At 60.6% G+C, this 17,352-nt stretch carries 18 protein-coding genes; 7 read left to right on the top strand and 11 right to left on the bottom strand.

Annotated features, from left to right (window positions below; genetic code table 11):
* Positions 1–106 precede the first annotated feature (106 nt).
* A complete protein-coding gene (gene cysK, locus FHW37_RS17165) occupies positions 107–1,072 on the top strand; it encodes a cysteine synthase A (protein WP_145638549.1) in 966 nt (321 codons plus the stop codon).
* 231 nt (positions 1,073–1,303) lie between these two features.
* On the opposite strand, the gene FHW37_RS17160 is transcribed toward cysK, so the two are convergent.
* From FHW37_RS17160 to rsmI, 10 genes are all read right to left on the bottom strand, one after another.
* Positions 1,304–1,897 carry a YdeI/OmpD-associated family protein gene (locus FHW37_RS17160; RefSeq protein WP_145638547.1) on the bottom strand — a complete coding sequence of 198 codons (594 nt, stop codon included), beginning with the start codon at positions 1,895–1,897 and terminating at the stop codon, positions 1,304–1,306.
* Between the two features lie 130 nt (positions 1,898–2,027).
* Complete coding sequence (locus FHW37_RS17155) at positions 2,028–3,575, bottom strand: YifB family Mg chelatase-like AAA ATPase (protein ID WP_145638545.1); 1,548 nt, start codon at positions 3,573–3,575, stop codon at positions 2,028–2,030.
* 209 nt (positions 3,576–3,784) lie between these two features.
* Positions 3,785–4,735 carry a glutathione synthase gene (gene gshB, locus FHW37_RS17150; RefSeq protein ID WP_145638543.1) on the bottom strand — a complete coding sequence of 317 codons (951 nt, stop codon included), beginning with the start codon at positions 4,733–4,735 and terminating at the stop codon, positions 3,785–3,787.
* Between the two features lie 73 nt (positions 4,736–4,808).
* A complete protein-coding gene (locus tag FHW37_RS17145; RefSeq protein WP_145638542.1) occupies positions 4,809–5,324 on the bottom strand; it encodes a cupin domain-containing protein in 516 nt (171 codons plus the stop codon).
* Positions 5,325–5,441: 117 nt separating this feature from the next.
* The gene (locus FHW37_RS17140) at positions 5,442–6,542 is read right to left on the bottom strand and encodes an ABC transporter ATP-binding protein (protein WP_145638540.1); all 1,101 of its coding nucleotides are present in this window, start codon (positions 6,540–6,542) and stop codon (positions 5,442–5,444) included.
* A 2-nt stretch (positions 6,543–6,544) separates the two neighbouring features.
* Positions 6,545–7,393, bottom strand: coding sequence for a sn-glycerol-3-phosphate ABC transporter permease UgpE (ugpE, locus tag FHW37_RS17135; RefSeq protein WP_145638538.1), 849 nt, complete (start codon positions 7,391–7,393; stop codon positions 6,545–6,547).
* Between the two features lie 7 nt (positions 7,394–7,400).
* On the bottom strand, positions 7,401–8,285 hold the full coding sequence (gene ugpA, locus FHW37_RS17130) for a sn-glycerol-3-phosphate ABC transporter permease UgpA (protein WP_145638535.1): 885 nt from the start codon (positions 8,283–8,285) through the stop codon (positions 7,401–7,403).
* 81 nt (positions 8,286–8,366) lie between these two features.
* The gene (gene ugpB, locus FHW37_RS17125; protein WP_145638533.1) at positions 8,367–9,695 is read right to left on the bottom strand and encodes a sn-glycerol-3-phosphate ABC transporter substrate-binding protein UgpB; all 1,329 of its coding nucleotides are present in this window, start codon (positions 9,693–9,695) and stop codon (positions 8,367–8,369) included.
* A gap of 136 nt (positions 9,696–9,831) precedes the next feature.
* Positions 9,832–10,215, bottom strand: coding sequence for a YraN family protein (locus FHW37_RS17120; protein ID WP_145638531.1), 384 nt, complete (start codon positions 10,213–10,215; stop codon positions 9,832–9,834).
* Positions 10,199–11,140, bottom strand: coding sequence for a 16S rRNA (cytidine(1402)-2'-O)-methyltransferase (gene rsmI, locus FHW37_RS17115; RefSeq protein ID WP_145638529.1), 942 nt, complete (start codon positions 11,138–11,140; stop codon positions 10,199–10,201). Before rsmI ends, FHW37_RS17120 begins: the two co-directional genes overlap by 17 nt.
* A gap of 245 nt (positions 11,141–11,385) precedes the next feature.
* Between rsmI and dnaN the strand changes: the two genes are divergently transcribed.
* The 4 genes from dnaN (at position 11,386) to pyrF (ending at position 14,537) form a co-directional block, all read left to right on the top strand.
* On the top strand, positions 11,386–12,504 hold the full coding sequence (gene dnaN / locus FHW37_RS17110) for a DNA polymerase III subunit beta (RefSeq protein WP_145638527.1): 1,119 nt from the start codon (positions 11,386–11,388) through the stop codon (positions 12,502–12,504).
* Between the two features lie 129 nt (positions 12,505–12,633).
* Positions 12,634–13,227: a phospholipid N-methyltransferase PmtA gene (gene pmtA / locus FHW37_RS17105; protein WP_145638525.1), complete on the top strand. Its 594-nt coding sequence runs from the start codon at positions 12,634–12,636 to the stop codon at positions 13,225–13,227.
* A gap of 6 nt (positions 13,228–13,233) precedes the next feature.
* The gene (locus FHW37_RS17100; protein WP_145638523.1) at positions 13,234–13,821 is read left to right on the top strand and encodes a histidine phosphatase family protein; all 588 of its coding nucleotides are present in this window, start codon (positions 13,234–13,236) and stop codon (positions 13,819–13,821) included.
* Between the two features lie 5 nt (positions 13,822–13,826).
* Positions 13,827–14,537, top strand: coding sequence for an orotidine-5'-phosphate decarboxylase (pyrF, locus tag FHW37_RS17095; protein WP_145638521.1), 711 nt, complete (start codon positions 13,827–13,829; stop codon positions 14,535–14,537).
* 19 nt (positions 14,538–14,556) lie between these two features.
* On the opposite strand, the gene FHW37_RS17090 is transcribed toward pyrF, so the two are convergent.
* The gene (locus FHW37_RS17090; protein ID WP_145638519.1) at positions 14,557–15,594 is read right to left on the bottom strand and encodes a right-handed parallel beta-helix repeat-containing protein; all 1,038 of its coding nucleotides are present in this window, start codon (positions 15,592–15,594) and stop codon (positions 14,557–14,559) included.
* A 79-nt stretch (positions 15,595–15,673) separates the two neighbouring features.
* On the opposite strand from FHW37_RS17090, the gene FHW37_RS17085 reads away from it, so the two are divergent.
* The gene (locus tag FHW37_RS17085) at positions 15,674–15,961 is read left to right on the top strand and encodes a DUF1330 domain-containing protein (protein ID WP_145638517.1); all 288 of its coding nucleotides are present in this window, start codon (positions 15,674–15,676) and stop codon (positions 15,959–15,961) included.
* Positions 15,962–16,058: 97 nt separating this feature from the next.
* Entirely contained in the window at positions 16,059–17,039 is a 981-nt protein-coding gene (locus FHW37_RS17080; protein ID WP_145638515.1) for a complex I NDUFA9 subunit family protein, read from the top strand.
* The last annotated feature ends 313 nt before the right edge of the window (positions 17,040–17,352 follow it).

Below are 17,352 nucleotides of genomic sequence, written 5' to 3'. Positions count from 1 at the left end.
ACGATTTGCGGAACGAATTTCCATCTTGCGCCGCTCGGCGGAGCGGCGTTGCTGGCATTCCCACGACCCAAGGCCTAGTTTCTCCGGCATATTCAAGGAGAGTACCATGTCCGAAAACAAGCCGGGACGCGGCAAAGTCTATTCCTCCATCACCGAGACGATCGGCAACACGCCGATCGTGCGGCTCGACAAGCTGGCGAAGGAAAAGGGCGTAAAAGCCAATCTTCTCGCCAAGCTGGAATTTTTCAATCCGATCGCTTCAGTCAAGGACCGCATCGGCGTCGCGATGATCGAAAGCCTGGAAGCGCAGGGCAAGATCACGCCCGGCAAATCCGTGCTGGTCGAGTCGACTTCTGGCAATACCGGCATCGCGCTTGCCTTTGCGGCCGCTGCCAAGGGTTACAAGCTGATCCTCACCATGCCTGAGACGATGTCGGTCGAGCGCCGCAAGATGCTGGCTTTGCTCGGCGCCGAACTGGTGCTGACCGAGGGGCCGAAGGGCATGAAGGGCGCAATCGCCAAGGCCGAGGAACTGGCCGCGACCCTGCCCGACGCCGTCATTCCGCAGCAGTTCGAAAACCCGGCCAATCCGGAAATCCATCGCAAGACGACGGCCGAGGAAATCTGGAACGATACGGATGGTGCAGTCGATATCTTTGTCGCCGGCATCGGCACCGGCGGAACGATTACCGGCGCTGGCCAAGTGTTGAAGAGCCGCAAGCCGGGCTTGCAGGTGATCGCGGTCGAGCCGGAAGAATCGCCCGTCCTTTCCGGCGGCCAGCCCGGTCCCCACAAGATCCAGGGCATCGGCGCCGGTTTTGCGCCCAAGATCCTCGATACGGAAATCTATGACGAGATCGTCACCGTCTCGAGCCCGGAAGCGATGGAGATGGCCCGCCTCGTGGCACGGCTTGAAGGCGTGCCGGTTGGCATTTCCTCCGGTGCGGCGCTGACGGCCGCGATCGAGGTCGGCAGCCGGCCGGAAAACGAGGGCAAAACGATCGTGGTGATCATTCCCTCCTTCGCCGAACGTTATCTCTCGACTGCGCTGTTTGACGGGCTGGGCGGCTGATCCGCTCAATCCATTCCCTTGCCAATAGAGCTTCGCACAAGGGATTCCACGGGCATCCATCCAGCCCAAGCTCCTGGGCTGGAAAGGTCTTTTCGCCGCGCAGATGCGCGTCGGCGGGGTTCCTGTCTCAAGGACGGGAATGAGGTCCGTGACAACCTCGACCGCCAGGCTGCTGTGAACGTAGAATGCTTGCTGTCTGGGCGCGGTGGTCATATCGCGCCCGGATTCGCTTCAGTCATTCAGCCCCTTGCCTTCGAAAATCATCGGCATGGATTTGTCGATCCGCGCTTCCCGGGTCTTTGCCTGCTTGGCGCCGGCGAAAAACAGAAGGTAGGCGCGCTGCCGGCCGGGCGTCAGGGCTTCGAAGGCAGATTTCAGCGCGGCATCGTTATCAAGCCGGGTTTGAAATTCTTCCGGAACTGGAAAATCCTCGGTCTTTCGATATTCCACCTTCATCCCGGCCTGTTCGACCGCCACGGCTTCTTTGACATAGGCCGTCAGAACATCCTTCATCCGCTCGATTTCGCCGACATCGGTGAAACGGATCTGGCGGGCGCCCTGCACATTGTCCGACTGCTTGATCAGGATGCCATCCGGGTCCCTCATCAACGCGCCTTTGAAGAAGAGCAGCGCGCAATATTCCTTGAAGCCGTGGATGATGATCACATTGGCATTTTCAATCGTGTAACAGGGCTGCCCCCATTTCTGGTCTTCGGTCAGGCCGCAGGAGAGCACGAGGCGGCGCAGTGCCAGCTGTTCCTCCCGCCAGGTTTTCTGCTCTTCGAAATAGGCGTCGATCTTGGGATTGGTCTTCATATCGGCCATCACCCTCCCCTCTCGCGGCCCAAACGGCACCGCCCCTTCTCAACTCCAGAGGATGGCTAACACGTTTCACGCGGCTCGGCCTAGGCCAAGCACCCAGATGAGGCAAGAAGACCGGTTCTTCAGGGCAACCTCATGCCGGCGCCATGGCAAGCCGCTCGCCCGCCATGCGATAGGAAATCGCCTCGGCGAGATGAATGCGCCCAACCGCGTCCTTGCCATCGAGATCGGCCAGCGTGCGCGCGACCTTGAGAACACGATGATAACCGCGGGCGGAAAATTTCAGCTTTTCGGCGGCATCGCGCAGGAGCTGCAGTCCGCCGGGATCGGGGTTGGCGAATTTCTCGATGAGAGATGTCGAACAGCGGGCATTGGTGGCGCCGGTGGCAGTAGCAATATCGGCTCCGGCTATTTCGAAACGCTCTCGCTGCTTTTCCCGCGCAGCCTTCACACGCCGAGCTACATCGGCGCTCGGCTCGGCCGGGGCCGGCCGGATCAGATCGGCGGCGGAAACGGCTGGAACGTCGATGCGGATGTCGATCCTGTCCATCAGCGGGCCGGAAATGCGCGCCTGATAATCGGCAGCACAGCGCGGGCCGCGGGCGCAGCTGTGACCCGGCTCGCCGGCCATGCCGCAGCGGCAAGGGTTCATCGCCGCAACCAGCTGGATATTGGCCGGATAGGAGACGCGGTGATTGGCGCGGGCAATGACGCATTCGGCCGTTTCCAGAGGCTGGCGCAAGGCATCGAGAACCTGCGGTGAAAATTCTGGAAACTCGTCGAGAAAGAGGATGCCATGATGGGCAAGCGATGCCTCTCCCGGCCGCGCCCGCAAGCCGCCGCCGATCAGGGCCGCCATGGTGGCGGAATGGTGTGGGGAGCGATAGGGCCGGCGATCCGAAAGTTTTCCGCCGGAAAGCTGGCCGGCGATCGAATGGATCATCGACACTTCCAGCAGTTCCGCTGCCGAAAGCGGTGGCAGGATGGAAGGAAGCCTTGCCGCCAGCATCGATTTTCCGGAACCGGGCGGGCCGACCATCAGCAGGTTATGGCCACCGGCGGCTGCGACTTCCAATGCCCGCTTGGCGCTTTCCTGGCCCTTGATGTCGATCAGATCCGGCAGATCTGCGGGAAGTGCACGCATGGCCGGCACGGGGCGTGACAAGACCTGCGTGCCGCGAAAATGGTTGGCGAGCGCGATCAGGCTGCGGGGTGCGAGAATATCGATGCCGGAGCCGGCCCAGGCCGCTTCCGCGCCGCTATCCGCCGGGCAGATCAGCCCCTTGCCAAGCGCATTGGCGCCGATCGCGGCCGGCAGCGCGCCGGCGACGGGGGCGAGCGTGCCATCAAGATTGAGCTCGCCGAGCACGACATAACCGGCAAGCGCATCCGCAGGGATGGCACCGAGCGCCGCCATCAGGCCGAGCGCGATCGGCAGGTCGAAATGGCTCCCTTCCTTGGGAAGATCTGCGGGAGCGAGGTTTACCGTGATCTTTTTGGGCGGCATGGCGAGCCCGGAGGCATGCAGCGCCGCTTGCACCCGCTCACGGCTTTCGGCCACCGCCTTGTCCGGCAGGCCGACGATATACATGTTGAGTTTTCCGGGTCCGATCATGACCTGCACGTCGACCGGAACGCCCTCTATGCCCTGAAATGCAACCGTGCTGACGCGCGCGACCATGAGACCCCCGCAACAAACATCATGTCTGCCGGGAGAAGCCCGAAGTTGCTCCATGCCAGCAATTGCAATCTGGCATGGAAAAAGGAATAAAACAAGAACGTTCGCCGAACAATTTCCCGCTTGCGCTGTATCACGGTTGTAGGCGGTTGTAAGCCAAGAACAAATGCAAATCGGACCGAGATCAGCGAGAAATCGATCCCGATTTTGCATCAGGCGCGCTTGGCCTCGATCGCATCCCACATCAGGCTTGCGACATCGGCGCCACCGAATTTCCTGACTTCACGAATGCCAGTCGGCGAGGTGACATTGATCTCGGTCATGTAATCGCCGATCACGTCGATGCCGACAAAGATAAAACCACGCTCGCGCAGGGCCGGCCCGATGCGGGCGCAGATTTCCTTTTCGCGGGCAGTGATCTCGGTTGCCTCTGCGCGGCCGCCGACATGCATGTTGGAGCGGCTGTCGGTTTCCGCGGGCACGCGGTTGATGGCACCGACGGGCTCGCCATCGACCAGCAGGATGCGCTTGTCACCCTTGCGCACCGCCGGCAGGTAGGCTTGGGCGATATAGGGCTCGCCGCGATACATCTGGCCGAACATTTCCAGAAGCGAGGTGAAATTGCGGTCGTCGCGGGCGGAATGGAAGACGCCTGCGCCCCCATTGCCGTAAAGCGGCTTGAGGATGATATCGCCCATCTCATCCCGGAAGCGGGCGATTTCAGTCGGATCACGGGAAATCAGCGTTGCCGGCATCAGATCGGCAAATTCGGTGACAAAGATTTTTTCCGGCGAATTGCGCACCCAGGCCGGATCGTTGACGACCAGCGTCTTCGGATGAACGCGCTCGAGCAGATGGGTCGAAGTGATGTAGCCCATGTCGAAAGGCGGATCCTGGCGCAGCTGCACCACGTCCATCATCGACAGGTCGATGCGCTCGCGTTCGCCGAGGGTGAAATGATCGCCCTTGATATCGCGCACCTGCAGCGGTTCCATGGCGGCAAAAATCTTGCCATCGCGCATGGTCAGCCGGTCGGGCGTGTAATGGAACAGTTCATAGCCGCGCGACTGCGCTTCCAGAGCCATTGCGAAAGTGGAATCGCCGGCAATGTTGATGCCGGAAATATGGTCCATCTGGAATGCGACTTTGCGGATTTTCGCCATGACTTCAGCCCCCTAGAATTGGCTTGCCTCATGTAGGACCTGATGTGGCGAATGGCAACCTCGCGATTGACGATCAGGCGAGCGGGCCGCCCAGCTGCCTGAATTTGAGATGACGGGAGAGGAAGCCGCCCAGTCGATAGAGATAAGCGAGCGGCGTCGGGAAGGGCCGGCGCACGAAGGCGATCTTGCGAACGTAGCTGCCGACGTTCCAGGTGGCCCAGGTGCCACCCTTGAAATAAGCGATGTCGCCGGCTTGCAGAACCCGGTTCATGCCGCATTCGGTGGTGACGCTTACCTCGCCTTCGAGAATGACAACCGTCTCATCCCAGCCGAAATACCAGCGGAAGGCACCCGCGGTGCAATCCCAGACGCAGGTCGAAGCGCAATTGTCGGGTGCGTTGGAATGGAGGCCGGCGCGCGCCTGCGGGGTGCCGGACAGGATCCATTCCGGGTTGATCGGCGCCGGTTTCAGCTCCAGGGATTGCGGCTCGGCGGCAACGAAGGAGATAACGGGTGCCCGAGCCGGCATTCCCGCCTTGTAGCGGACACCAAGCGCGGCTGCTACCGCAACGATCACATGCAAAGCCATGGAGCCCCCTTCAATACGAACGTGAAGGGAGCCTAGTCACCAAGAGTAAGATCGCCGTTCAGAGAACCACTAGAAGTTTAGTGATTCTTCCGATTTGGCGGGCCAAGATGCGCCTGGTCAGATGACAGGTTCCACCGGAGCCAGCCTGGCTTCGGCCGGAATGCCGCCGGCCAGGCGTTTGCCGGTTTCCTTGTCGAAGAAATGCAGGCGGCGCGGATCGATGGTGAAGGACATTTCCGGCGTGAGCGGCGTTTCCGGGGAAACGGCTGCCGTCACCGACTGATCGCCGACCGTGCCATGCACCAGGCGCTGCGAACCGAGCTCCTCGGCATATTCGAGGCGGAAAGGCAGGGCGTTATCGCCGGCTTCCACAAGCCGCAGGTCTTCGGCGCGCATGCCGACCGTGACGGCACCCGAGGTCGGCGCAAACCCCTTGAGATCGATCATGGCCGGGCCGATGGCGAGCCTGTCGCCATGCAGTTCGGCCTTGACGAGGTTCATGGCCGGCGAACCGATGAAGCTGGCAACGAAGGTGGAGGCCGGGGCGTGATAAACTTCGAGCGGTGCGCCGACCTGCTCGATCTTGCCGCCGTTGAGAACGACGAGGCGGTCGGCGAGCGTCATCGCCTCCAGCTGGTCGTGGGTGACGTAGATCGAGGTCGTGCCAAGACGGCGCTGAAGGCGCTTGATTTCGCCGCGCATCGAGACGCGGAGTTTTGCATCAAGGTTGGAAAGCGGCTCGTCGAACAGGAAAACGGCCGGCTTGCGCACGATGGCGCGGCCCATGGCGACGCGCTGGCGCTGGCCGCCGGAAAGTGCCTTCGGCTTGCGCTCCAGATACTGGCCGATTTCCAGCATGCGGGCGGCTTCCGCGACGCGCGTATCGATCTCTTCGCGCGGCGTCTTGCGGTTTTTCAGGCCGTATTCGAGGTTCTGCTTCACCGTCATATGCGGGTAGAGCGCATAGTTCTGGAAGACCATGGCGATGTCGCGGTCAGCCGGCTCGACATTGTTGACGACGCGCGGGCCGATCTTCACCTCGCCCTCGGAAATCGATTCCAGGCCGGCGATCATGCGCAAAAGCGTGGACTTGCCGCAGCCGGACGGGCCGACGAGGACGATGAATTCGCCATCGGCGATATCGAGCTCGATGCCGGAGACGGCGCGCACGCCGCCCGTATAGATCTTGCCGACATTCTCGACGTTGATGGAAGCCATGATTATTTCTCCGTCTCAACCAGGCCTTTGACGAACAGGCGCTGCATGAAGATGATGACAAGGACTGGCGGCAATGCTGCCAGAATGACGCCGGTCATCACCAGGTTCCACTGGGTATCGCCGTCAAGCACGGCGGCCAGGCGCTTGATGCCCATCACGACCGTGTAATATTGCGGTTCGGTGGTGATCAGAAGCGGCCAGAGATACTGGTTCCAGCCGAAGATGAACATGATGATGAAGAGTGCCGCGATATTGGTGCGCGACAGCGGCAGAAGGATATCCCAGAAGAATTTCATCGGGCCTGCGCCATCGACACGCGCTGCCTCCATCATCTCTTCGGGAATGGTCAGGAAGAACTGTCGGAACAAGAAGGTGGCGGTGGCAGACGCGATGACCGGGATGACGAGGCCGGAATAGGAATTCAGCATGCCGAGATCGGCAATGACCTTGTAAGTCGGCAGGATGCGCACTTCGATCGGCAACATCAGCGTCATGAAGATCAGCCAGAAGGCGATGACGCGGCCGGGAAAGCGGAAATAGACGATCGCGAAGGCCGAGATGATCGAGATGGCGATTTTACCGACTGCGACCAGCACCGCCATGATCAGGCTGTTGCCGAGCATCGACAGGAAGGGCAGCGTCCCTGCACGGGTCGAGCCGGCGCCGAGCAGGGTGCCGTAATTGTCGAGGAAATGGTCACCGGGCGTCAGCGGCACGAGACCGCTCATGAATTCGGTCGGGCCGCGCGTCGAGGCTATGAAGGCCAGATAGACCGGAAACACCACGGTCGCGATGCCAAGGATCAGCACCAGATGGGTGAGGAAATTCAGGAAGGGGCGATTTTCTACCATGTCAGCCTCAATACTGGACCTTGCGTTCGATCCAGCGGAACTGGACGATGGTCAAAGCGACGACGATGAGCATCAGGATGACCGACTGGGCTGCGGACGGGCCGAGGTTCAGGCCGACGAAGCCATCGGCATAGACCTTGTAGACCAGGACGTTGGTGGACTGCGAAGGTCCGCCTTCGGTGGTCGCATCGATGATCGGAAACGTGTCGAACATCGCATAGGTGATGTTAATGACGGCGAGGAAGAAGGTCGTCGGCGACAGGAGCGGGAAGATGATCGTCCAGAAGCGCTTGACCGGCCCGGCGCCATCGATGGCAGCCGCTTCCGTCAGCGAATGCGGGACGGATTGCAGGCCGGCGACGAAGAACAGGAAATTGTAGGAGACCTGCTTCCAGGCGGCGGCGATGATCACCAGCACCATCGCATCACCGGCATTGACGCGGTAATTCCAGTCGTAGCCGAGGAAATGCAGGATGTAGGGAATGATGCCGATGCTCGGGTTGAACATGAACCACCAGAGCAGGCCGGATGCGGCCGGCGCCACGGCATAGGGCCAGACGAGCAGCGTCGTGTAGAAACGCTGCGAGCGGATGACGCGATTGACGCAGACCGCAAACAGCAGCGACAGGCCCATGGACAGCACGGTGACGCCGACGGAGAAGGTCAGCGTGACGATCAGGGAATTCAGGTAATCGGGATCGCCGATCAGGCGCTTGTAATTGGCAAACCAGACGAACGTATCCTTCAGGCCGAATGGGTCCTGACGCAGGAAGGACTGCCAGATGGCCTGCGCTGCCGGCCAGACGAAGAAGATCAGGGTGATGATCAGCTGCGGCGCGAGCAGGAAATAGGGTAGGATGCGGCTGTGAAAGACGGTACGTTTTGTCTGCATGGCGGGCTCCCGAATGCGGCCTACCTCAAGGAAACGCCCTCCCCGGTAAAACCGGAGAGGGCATGATGAAAAGACCGAAGCTTAGTTCGAGTTTGCGGCTTCGAATTCGCGCAGCATGGCATTGCCCTGCTTTGCGCCGTCGTCGAGAGCCTGCTGGCCGGTCTTCTTGCCAGCCAGAACGGCTTCGAGCTGCTGGTCGAGGATGTCGCGGATCTGCGTCAGGTTGCCGAAGCGAACGCCCTTGGAATTGTCGGTCGGCGTGCCGCGGGTGATCTGCTTGATGGCGATATCAGAACCCGGGTTCTTGGCGTAGTAGCCCTGGCTCTGACCAAGCTCGTAAGCAGCGTTGGTGATCGGCAGGTAACCGGTGAACTGGTGCCAGTCAGCCTGAACTTCCGGCTTCGACAGGTAGGTGAAGAACTTGGCGGCGCCCTTGTAGACGTCCTTGTTCTTCTGGCCGTTCAGAACCCAGAGGGTTGCGCCGCCGATGATGGAGTTCTTCGGGTCCTTGGTGACAGCGTCGTCATAAGGCATCGGAGCGAAGCCGACCTTGAAGTCCTTGGCGTTGTTGATGACGCCGGCGCGCGAAGCGGAGGAGTTCATGTAGACGGCGCACTGCTGCGAGTAGAACATCGGAGCAGCGTCAGCACCGGCGCTCGGGCCGCCATACTTGTAGACGCCTTCGTCCTGCCACTTCTTCAGCTGATCCCAGAACTTGGCCTGGTTCGGGCCGTTGAAGGTGAGTTCAGCCTTCAGGCCGCCAAAGCCGTTCTGCAGCGTGCCGTAAGGCAGGTTCTGGATGGCGGAGTAGTTTTCCAGACCAACCCAGCTTGCGCCGTAGGACATGGTGAAGCCGCACTTGGCAGCGCCGGAAGCGACGATCTTCTTGCCCATTTCGCCGAGCTCAGCCCAGGTCTTCGGAGCGACTTCCGGATCAAGGCCAGCCTTCTTGAAGACGTCCTTGTTGTAATAGAGGATCGGGGTCGACGAGTTGAACGGCATCGACAGGATGTTGCCCTGCGGGTCCGAATAATAACCGGTGACCGGAGCGAGGAACTTGGACGGATCCCAAGGTTCGCCAGCATCCTTCATCAGCTGGTAGACCGGGTATACGGCGCCCTTGGCGGCCATCATCGTGCCGGTACCGACTTCGAAGACCTGAACGATGGCAGGCTGCTGGCCGGCGCGGAAAGCGGCGATCGCAGCGGTCAGGGTTTCAGGGTAGGTGCCCTTGAAGACCGGAACGATCTTGTATTCGCTCTGGCTGTCGTTGAACTTCTGAGCGACTTCCTCGAGCTTTTTGCCGAGTTCGCCGCCCATGGCGTGCCACCAGGTGACTTCGGTCGCGGCGAGCGACGAAGTTGCCGAAAGAGCGACTGCGAGCGCAGCCATCGAAAGCTTTTTGAACATTGTCCTGTCCTCTCCGCCTTGGTTGGGATTGGAGGACGCAATAGGGGTAGGCTGTGACAGGCCCGTAACAGTTTTGTGTCAGATTTGTTACGAGTGCACGCCTTTGCAATAATTTCATCCAGCCGTCAGAAAGCTGTCAGAACGCATCCTGAAAATGGCGGGGCAAACGGCCGGGTATGATCGCAACGATATCGTAACGTTGCGACAGACGGTGAGCATCTTTGCGGCGGGCAAGCCAGATGTCGCTGGCGGCCCGGATACGCTTCTGGGCGAAGAGTGATACGGCATCGATTGCCTCACGCTCGCCGACACGCGCCTTGACCTCGACGAAAACGACAACATCACCCTTGCGGACGATCAGGTCGATTTCGCCGCCCTTGGTGCGATAACGAACGGCGAGAATGCGGTAACCCTTGAGCAGAAGAAAGACGGCGGCGAGATATTCGGAAACGTGGCCGCGGCGCTCTGCCCTGCGACGCTTCCTCGTTACCTCATCCCCCCTTTCATCCCTTTGGGCCATCGCCGCCCTTCATTTCGATCAGCCGCTGATAAAGATCCTTGCGCGGCAGACCGGTGAGGCGGGCAGCCTCGGTCGCGGCCTTGGCCGTCGGCATGGACTGCATAAGATCGCGCAGGATCACGTCCACCTCGGCGCCTTCCGGCGCCGCCTCGGGTGCGGGCGGCTCGATGAGGAGGACGATCTCGCCCTTCACCGTGCGCTCGTCGTCATAATAATCTGCAAGCTCGGACAGGGTGCCGCGACGGAATTCTTCAAATGTCTTGGTGAGTTCGCGGCAGACACAGGCGCGGCGCTCGCCGCCCAAGACATCTACGGCAGCTGCAACGGTTGCGCCGATGCGATGCGGGGATTCGAAAAAGATCAGCGTTGACGGCACTTTCGCAAGCTCGGACAGACGGTCTCGGCGCGCCTTGTCCTTGTGCGGCAGAAAACCGGCAAACAGGAAGGTGTCGGACGGCATGCCGGCGCCGACCAGCGCCGTCAACGGCGCCGAGGCGCCGGGAATGGGCACGACACGATGGCCCGCTTCGATCGCCATCTGGCCGAGCCGATAGCCCGGATCGGAGACGAGGGGCGTGCCGGCATCGGAGACGAGTGCAACGGATTTGCCCTGCTCAAGCGCGGCCAAGAGCTTCGGCCCGGCGTCGCCGGCATTGTGTTCGTGATAGGCGTAAGGACGCTGGACGATGCCGTAACGATCCAGCAGGACGCGGGTGACGCGTGTGTCCTCGCAGGCCAGAACTTCAACGCCGGCAAGGGTTTCCAGTGCGCGCAGCGTGATATCGCCGAGATTGCCGATCGGCGTCGCGACCAGATAAAGCGCAGGCTCGATCGGCCGCGCGGGAATGAATGTATTGCCGATACGGTAACCGCGCTCTCTGCTGCGCTGTTCCGTTGCGGGCTCTGAAGGATGCTCGATGGTCATGGCCTGTTATGCGCGAGCCGGCTGGCTTGGGCAAGCAGGCTTGAGCGGGCGGTGATCACCCATGTTTTCTGTGTGCAAATGCCGCGCGAGCAAGCAAATCCGACAGGGAACCCTGCGTTCTCCCCTTGCGTTCCCAGCAACTTGTCTGCCATTTTGCCCGTCCACGTCATCCGGCTTTTCCAAAGCCGCAGAATATCAGACGGTCCGGTCCGACCGGATCGCCACGGTCGAAAGCGATTGCGTCCATGCGTATTACTCTTGAGCGGTCCAACCTGTTGAAGTCGCTGAACCACGTTCACCGCGTGGTCGAGCGTCGGAACACGATCCCGATCCTGTCCAACGTCCTGCTGCGCGCTTCCGGCGCCAATCTGGATCTGAAGGCGACCGACCTCGATCTGGAAATCACCGAAGCCGTACCGGCCATGGTAGAACAGGCCGGTGCAACGACCGTGCCGGCACATCTGCTCTACGAAATCGTCCGCAAGCTGCCGGACGGTTCGGAAGTGCTGCTCGCGACCAATCCGGACGGCTCGTCGATGACGGTCCAGTCCGGCCGTTCGAAGTTTTCGCTGCAATGCCTGCCGGAAACTGATTTCCCGGATCTGACGGCCGGCACGTTCAGCCATAATTTCAAGCTGAAGGCGACCGATCTGAAGATGCTGATCGACCGCACGCAGTTTGCCATCTCGACCGAAGAGACCCGTTATTACCTGAACGGCATCTTCTTCCACACGATCGAGGCTGGCGGAGACCTGAAGCTGCGCGCCGTCGCCACCGACGGCCACCGCCTCGCTCGCGCCGATGTCGACGCGCCCTCGGGCTCGGAAGGCATGCCGGGCATCATCATTCCGCGCAAGACGGTCGGCGAATTGCAGAAGCTGGTCGACGATCCGGAAATGATCGTCGCGGTCGAAGTGTCGGACGCAAAAATCCGCCTGACGATCGGCTCGATCGTCATGACCTCAAAGCTGATCGACGGCACGTTCCCGGATTACCAGCGCGTCATCCCGACCGGCAACGACAAGGAAATGCGCGTCGATTGCCAGAGCTTCACCAAGGCTGTCGACCGCGTCTCGACGATTTCGTCGGAGCGTGGCCGTGCCGTCAAGCTCGCCATTTCCGAAGGCCAGCTGATGCTGACCGTCAACAACCCGGATTCGGGTAGTGCGACGGAAGAAGTGGCTGTCGGTTACGACAACGATCCGATGGAAATCGGCTTCAACGCAAAGTATCTGCTCGACATCACCGCACAGCTTTCCGGCGACGACGCGATCTTCATGCTTGCCGATGCCGGCTCCCCAACCCTGGTGCGAGATACGGCCGGCGACGACGCGCTCTACGTGCTGATGCCGATGCGAGTTTGATTTTTCTCAAGAATTTTAAGGCGGCTAGCGATAGCCGCCTTTTTTAGACCACATTCCAGAAGCGACATTTTCTCTTGTCTTTGCGCCGCTTCGGCCCAGATACAAAAGCAACCATGAGGAGTTGGATGAATGGAATTACGCCTGAAGGAACGGCTCGGCCGGAAATTTGACGAGGAGATCCGTTTCTTCAAGGGCTGGATGGATGGGCCAAAGCGCGTTGGCGCGATCTGCCCGACATCCTCGATCACTGCCAAACGTATGGCGAGCGTTATCGATCCATCCTCCGGCCTGCCGGTTCTCGAACTCGGCCCCGGCACGGGCATCATCACCAAAGCCATCCTCGAACAGGGTATCGCGCCGGAAAAGCTGACATCGATCGAGTTCTCGACCGATTTCTACCAGCATCTGGTGCGCACTTATCCCGGCGTCAATTTCATCAATGGCGACGCTTTCGATCTCGATCGGACGCTTGCCGGCATGGATGGCGTGATCTTCGACAGCGTCGTTTCCGCGATCCCGCTCCTGAGTTTTCCTATGGAGCGCCGCATTGCGCTTCTCGAAAGCGCGCTTTCCCGCATTCCGGCCGGCCGTCCCTTCATGCAGATCACCTACGGCCCGGTTTCGCCGATCATCGCCAATCCCGACCGCTACCGGATCAAGCATTATGACTTCGTGATGCGCAACATCCCGCCGGCGCAGCTCTGGATCTATACGCGAGGATAAGTCTCCGTGACCTTTGCGCTCTACATCACCCATCCGCAGGTGAAGATCGATCCGGAGATCGAGGTCCCGCTCTGGGGGCTTTCGGAGGTCGGGCGCAAGAGAACAGAGGAAGCCGTCGCACTCGGCTGGCCGAAGGAAATCGGCCGCTTCATCTCCAGCGAAGAGACGAAGGCGATCGAAACGGCGGAGATCCTTGCCGAAGCGGCCGGGATTTCGATCGAGATCGCCGATGATATGCATGAAAACGATCGGTCAGCGACCGGCTTCCTGCCGCCGCCGGAATTCGAAAAGGCGGCGGACTGGTTCTTCGCCAATCCGAACGACAGTTTTAAAGGCTGGGAACGTGCGGCCGATGCGCAGATCCGCATCGTTGCGGCCGTCGAAAAAATCCTGGCCGATCATGATCCCACCGTGCCGATTGCCTTTATCGGCCATGGCGGCGTCGGCACGCTTTTGAAATGCCACCTTTCGGGCACGCCGATTTCCCGCGATCGCGACCAGCCGGGCGGTGGTGGCAATCTGTTCCGCTTCACCCTTGCAGACAGGCGCATCTCATGCGACTGGACCCCCATTGAAAAATGGCCGGGAGAATAAAGCACATGAGCGCACGTGAACGCCTGATCGTGGGACTGGATATCCCGACCGTGGCGGAAGCCGAAAAGATGGTGGCGACGCTCGGCGATACCGTCTCCTTCTACAAGATCGGCTATCAGCTGGCCTTTGCCGGCGGCCTTGAATTCGCCCGTGACCTTGCGAAGGACGGCAAGAAGGTCTTTCTCGACATGAAACTGCTCGACATCGACAACACGGTGGCGAAGGGTGTCGAGAACATTGCCAAGATGGGCATGACGATGCTGACCCTGCATGCCTATCCGAAAGCGATGCGCGCAGCCGTGGAAGCCGCCAAAGGGTCGGGCCTCTGCCTGCTCGGCGTGACCGTGCTGACGTCCATGGATGCCGAAGACCTGATCGAGGCTGGTTATGCCCAGAGCCCGAGCGAGCTCGTGGCGCGCAGAGCTGAACAGGCACGCGCAGCCGGCATGGGCGGCATTGTCTGCTCGGCCGAGGAATCCGCCATCGTGCGCGAGATCGTCGGGCCGGACATGGCGGTGGTTACCCCCGGCATTCGCCCGGCCGGCGCCGATGCCGGCGACCAGAAGCGTGTCGTGACGCCCTTCGACGCACTGAAGGCCGGATCGAGCCATCTCGTCGTCGCCCGGCCGATCGTCAAGGCACCGGATCCGAAGGCTTCCGCTGCCGCCATTCTGGAAGAAATGCGCCAGGCGCTGTGGCCGGCCAACGACGCCTGACCGGCTACAGTTACCCGCCTTATTTGTTATTCGACACGATATTGTTCTTGTCGCTGTCGAGAATGAAGGTGGCCAGACCGCCGGTGAGGCGGTTGCCGGTCACCTTGTTATATTGCGCAAAATCGAGCGGGCTTGCGCCACTGCCGAAAGACGATGTCGGCCGCATGATGCAATAGGGGCTGATACCCTGGCGGCTGCCGAGCCAGACGGCAGGCGCCGCCACGAGGCTTTTATAGCGGAAGTCATTGTCGGTAATGATATTGTGCTGCGGCGGCTGGTGCCGGATTGCTCCGCCCTCACCGCAATTGCGGTAGAGGAAGATGCCGCCCTTGACCGGGTTAAGGAAGGTGTTTCGCGAGATGAGATTGTCGGCGGAGCCATCGACGGCAATGACTTCGCGCCAGCTCGTATCCGTATCGAACGTGTTGCCGACGATGCGATTGCGGGCCGATTCCGCATCGAGATAGACGACCGTCGAGCTGACCTTCCCGGTGAAGCGGGAATTTTCGACGCTGACATCGGTCACGCCGGGCGCGATATAAAGCGGGATGACGTCGTTCGCGACAAAATTGATGTTCGACAGGATGATGCGGCTCGGTGCTGCCGCCTGCGCCCGTTCCAGATGGCCGGGCTGCAGCGACGAGGCTTTCACCTTCTCCGCCTGACCGTTGCCGCCCATGCCCTGGATGCGCAGATCACCCTTGATCGTGCAATTGCGGATGCGGATGTTCTGCGGCACGTCCCAGCGGCCGTCCCTGCCCTGCATCGAGCGGATCAGTACCGTGCGCCCTTTCGGCACGGTGCCATCGAGCGTGGCGCCGTTGCAGTCCAATACCGCACCCGATGCGCGCGATCCGGAAAAGGCGATCGGCACCTTGATGACGTCTCTTTTCGAAAGGGTGACATCGCAATCGAGCTCGACGGGCCGCGAGCCGGCGGCCGCCGGCGCATGCAGGGCAGCCATCACGTCAGGGCTGCAGGTGGCGGCATCGCTTCTTGCGGGAAAGGCGGCAATCAGGAGAAGCAGAAGGGGGGCAAACAGGCAGGAGTATCGCATCACATTCCGTATCATATTGACTTGTGGAGGAATCCTGCCTGAAATCGGCGTAACAAAAAACCCTTGGGAGGAGAGTTTCATGGCAAAAGGGTACTGGATTGCACGCGTCGACGTTCACAATCCCGAGCGTTACAAGGATTATGTCGCCGCTTCGAAGGTCGCCTTCGAGAAATACGGAGCGCATTTTCTGGCGCGCGGCGGCGCGATCACAGAGCTTGAAGGCACTGCCCGCATGCGCAATGTCGTGATCGAATTCGCCTCCATGCAGGCCGCGGTCGATTGTTACAATTCGCCCGAATACCAGATCGCCGCAAAAATCCGTCAGGAAGCTGCGGATGCGGAAATGGTGGTGGTCGAAGGCATCTGATCGGCAATCCGATTCATTCCCCTAGAATCACTTCCACCCTCGCCGCGATTCGGCTACACAGCAATTATACCCACCTTAAAGGCTCCTGGAGCACGCCATGACAGTCAACAATCTTCCGCCTCTCGTCACTGTTTTCGGAGGATCGGGCTTCGTTGGTCGACATGTCGTGCGTACGCTCGCGAAACGCGGTTACCGCGTTCGCGTTGCGGTTCGCCGGCCGGATCTCGCAGGCTACCTCCTGCCGGCCGGTTATGTCGGCCAGATTTCGCTTGTCCAAGCCAACCTGCGCTACCGCCAGTCGGTCTACAAGGCGGTCGAAGGCTCGGCGCATGTCGTCAACTGCGTCGGCATTCTCTTTGAAAGCGGCCGCAACACGTTCGACGCCGTACAGGATGTCGGCGTGCGCCTGCTTGCGGAAGCCACCAAGGCGGCCGGTGCCAAGCTCACCCATATTTCGGCGATCGGCGCCGATCCGCAGTCGGCCTCCAGTTATGGCCGCAGCAAGGGTCGCGCCGAGGTGACGATCCAGTCCATGCTGCCGGATGCCGTGATCCTGCGTCCCTCCGTCATTTTCGGTGCAGACGACAGCTTCTTCAACAAATTCGCCTCGATGGCCCGCAGCTTCCCCGCCCTGCCTCTGGTTGGCGGCGGCAAGACCAGGCTCCAGCCGGTTTATGTCGAGGACGTTGCTGAAGCCGTTGGCCGCTCCGTCGATGGCACGATCGCTTCCGGCAAGACCTATGAACTCGGCGGCGGCGAAGTGATGACGCTGCGCGATTGCATGGAAACCGTTTTGCGGGTGACGAACCGCGAGCGTCCGCTCATCTCGCTTCCATTTGGTGTCGCTTCCCTGATCGGCAGCATCGCTTCCATGGTACCCTTCGTGCAGCCGCCGATCACGGCCGACCAGGTTCAACTGCTGAAGAGCGACAATGTCGTTTCGGACGCGGCAGTGAAGGAAGGCCGTACGCTTGCCGGCATCGGCATCCGTCCGACGCTCCCGACCTCGATCCTGCCGTCCTATCTCGTTCGTTACCGGCCGCAGGGCCAGTTCACCGGCTCCGGCAAGGCTGCCTGATTTATTTCAGCGACTTACTGCAACAAAACAGTGGATGGGCGCCCTTTCGGGCGACCTCCGCAGATCGAGAAATTGTCTTCACGCCCAATTATGTGGCTTAAACGCCGCAGTTAATCGCAGTCTCGCGTTAACGGGCAGTTTAATAAAAAGCTTTATTGAATCTGTCTCATACGCGCCGTACATCGACCGGGCAAAATCCGGTCTGCGGCGATGACGAGATACCCAGACCCCGTTTGAAAGGCGTTCGTACATGGGCAAGCCTATCGCCCTCTTTTTTGCGTGTGCAGCATTGGTGATCCTCGCAGGATCCTTC

Source organism: Neorhizobium alkalisoli, from assembly GCF_007829835.1.
In the GTDB taxonomy this organism is placed as follows: Bacteria; Pseudomonadota; Alphaproteobacteria; order Rhizobiales; family Rhizobiaceae; genus Neorhizobium.
The sequence above is the reverse complement of the archived record's forward strand: the minus strand, read 5'-3'. Positions and strand labels throughout refer to the sequence as shown.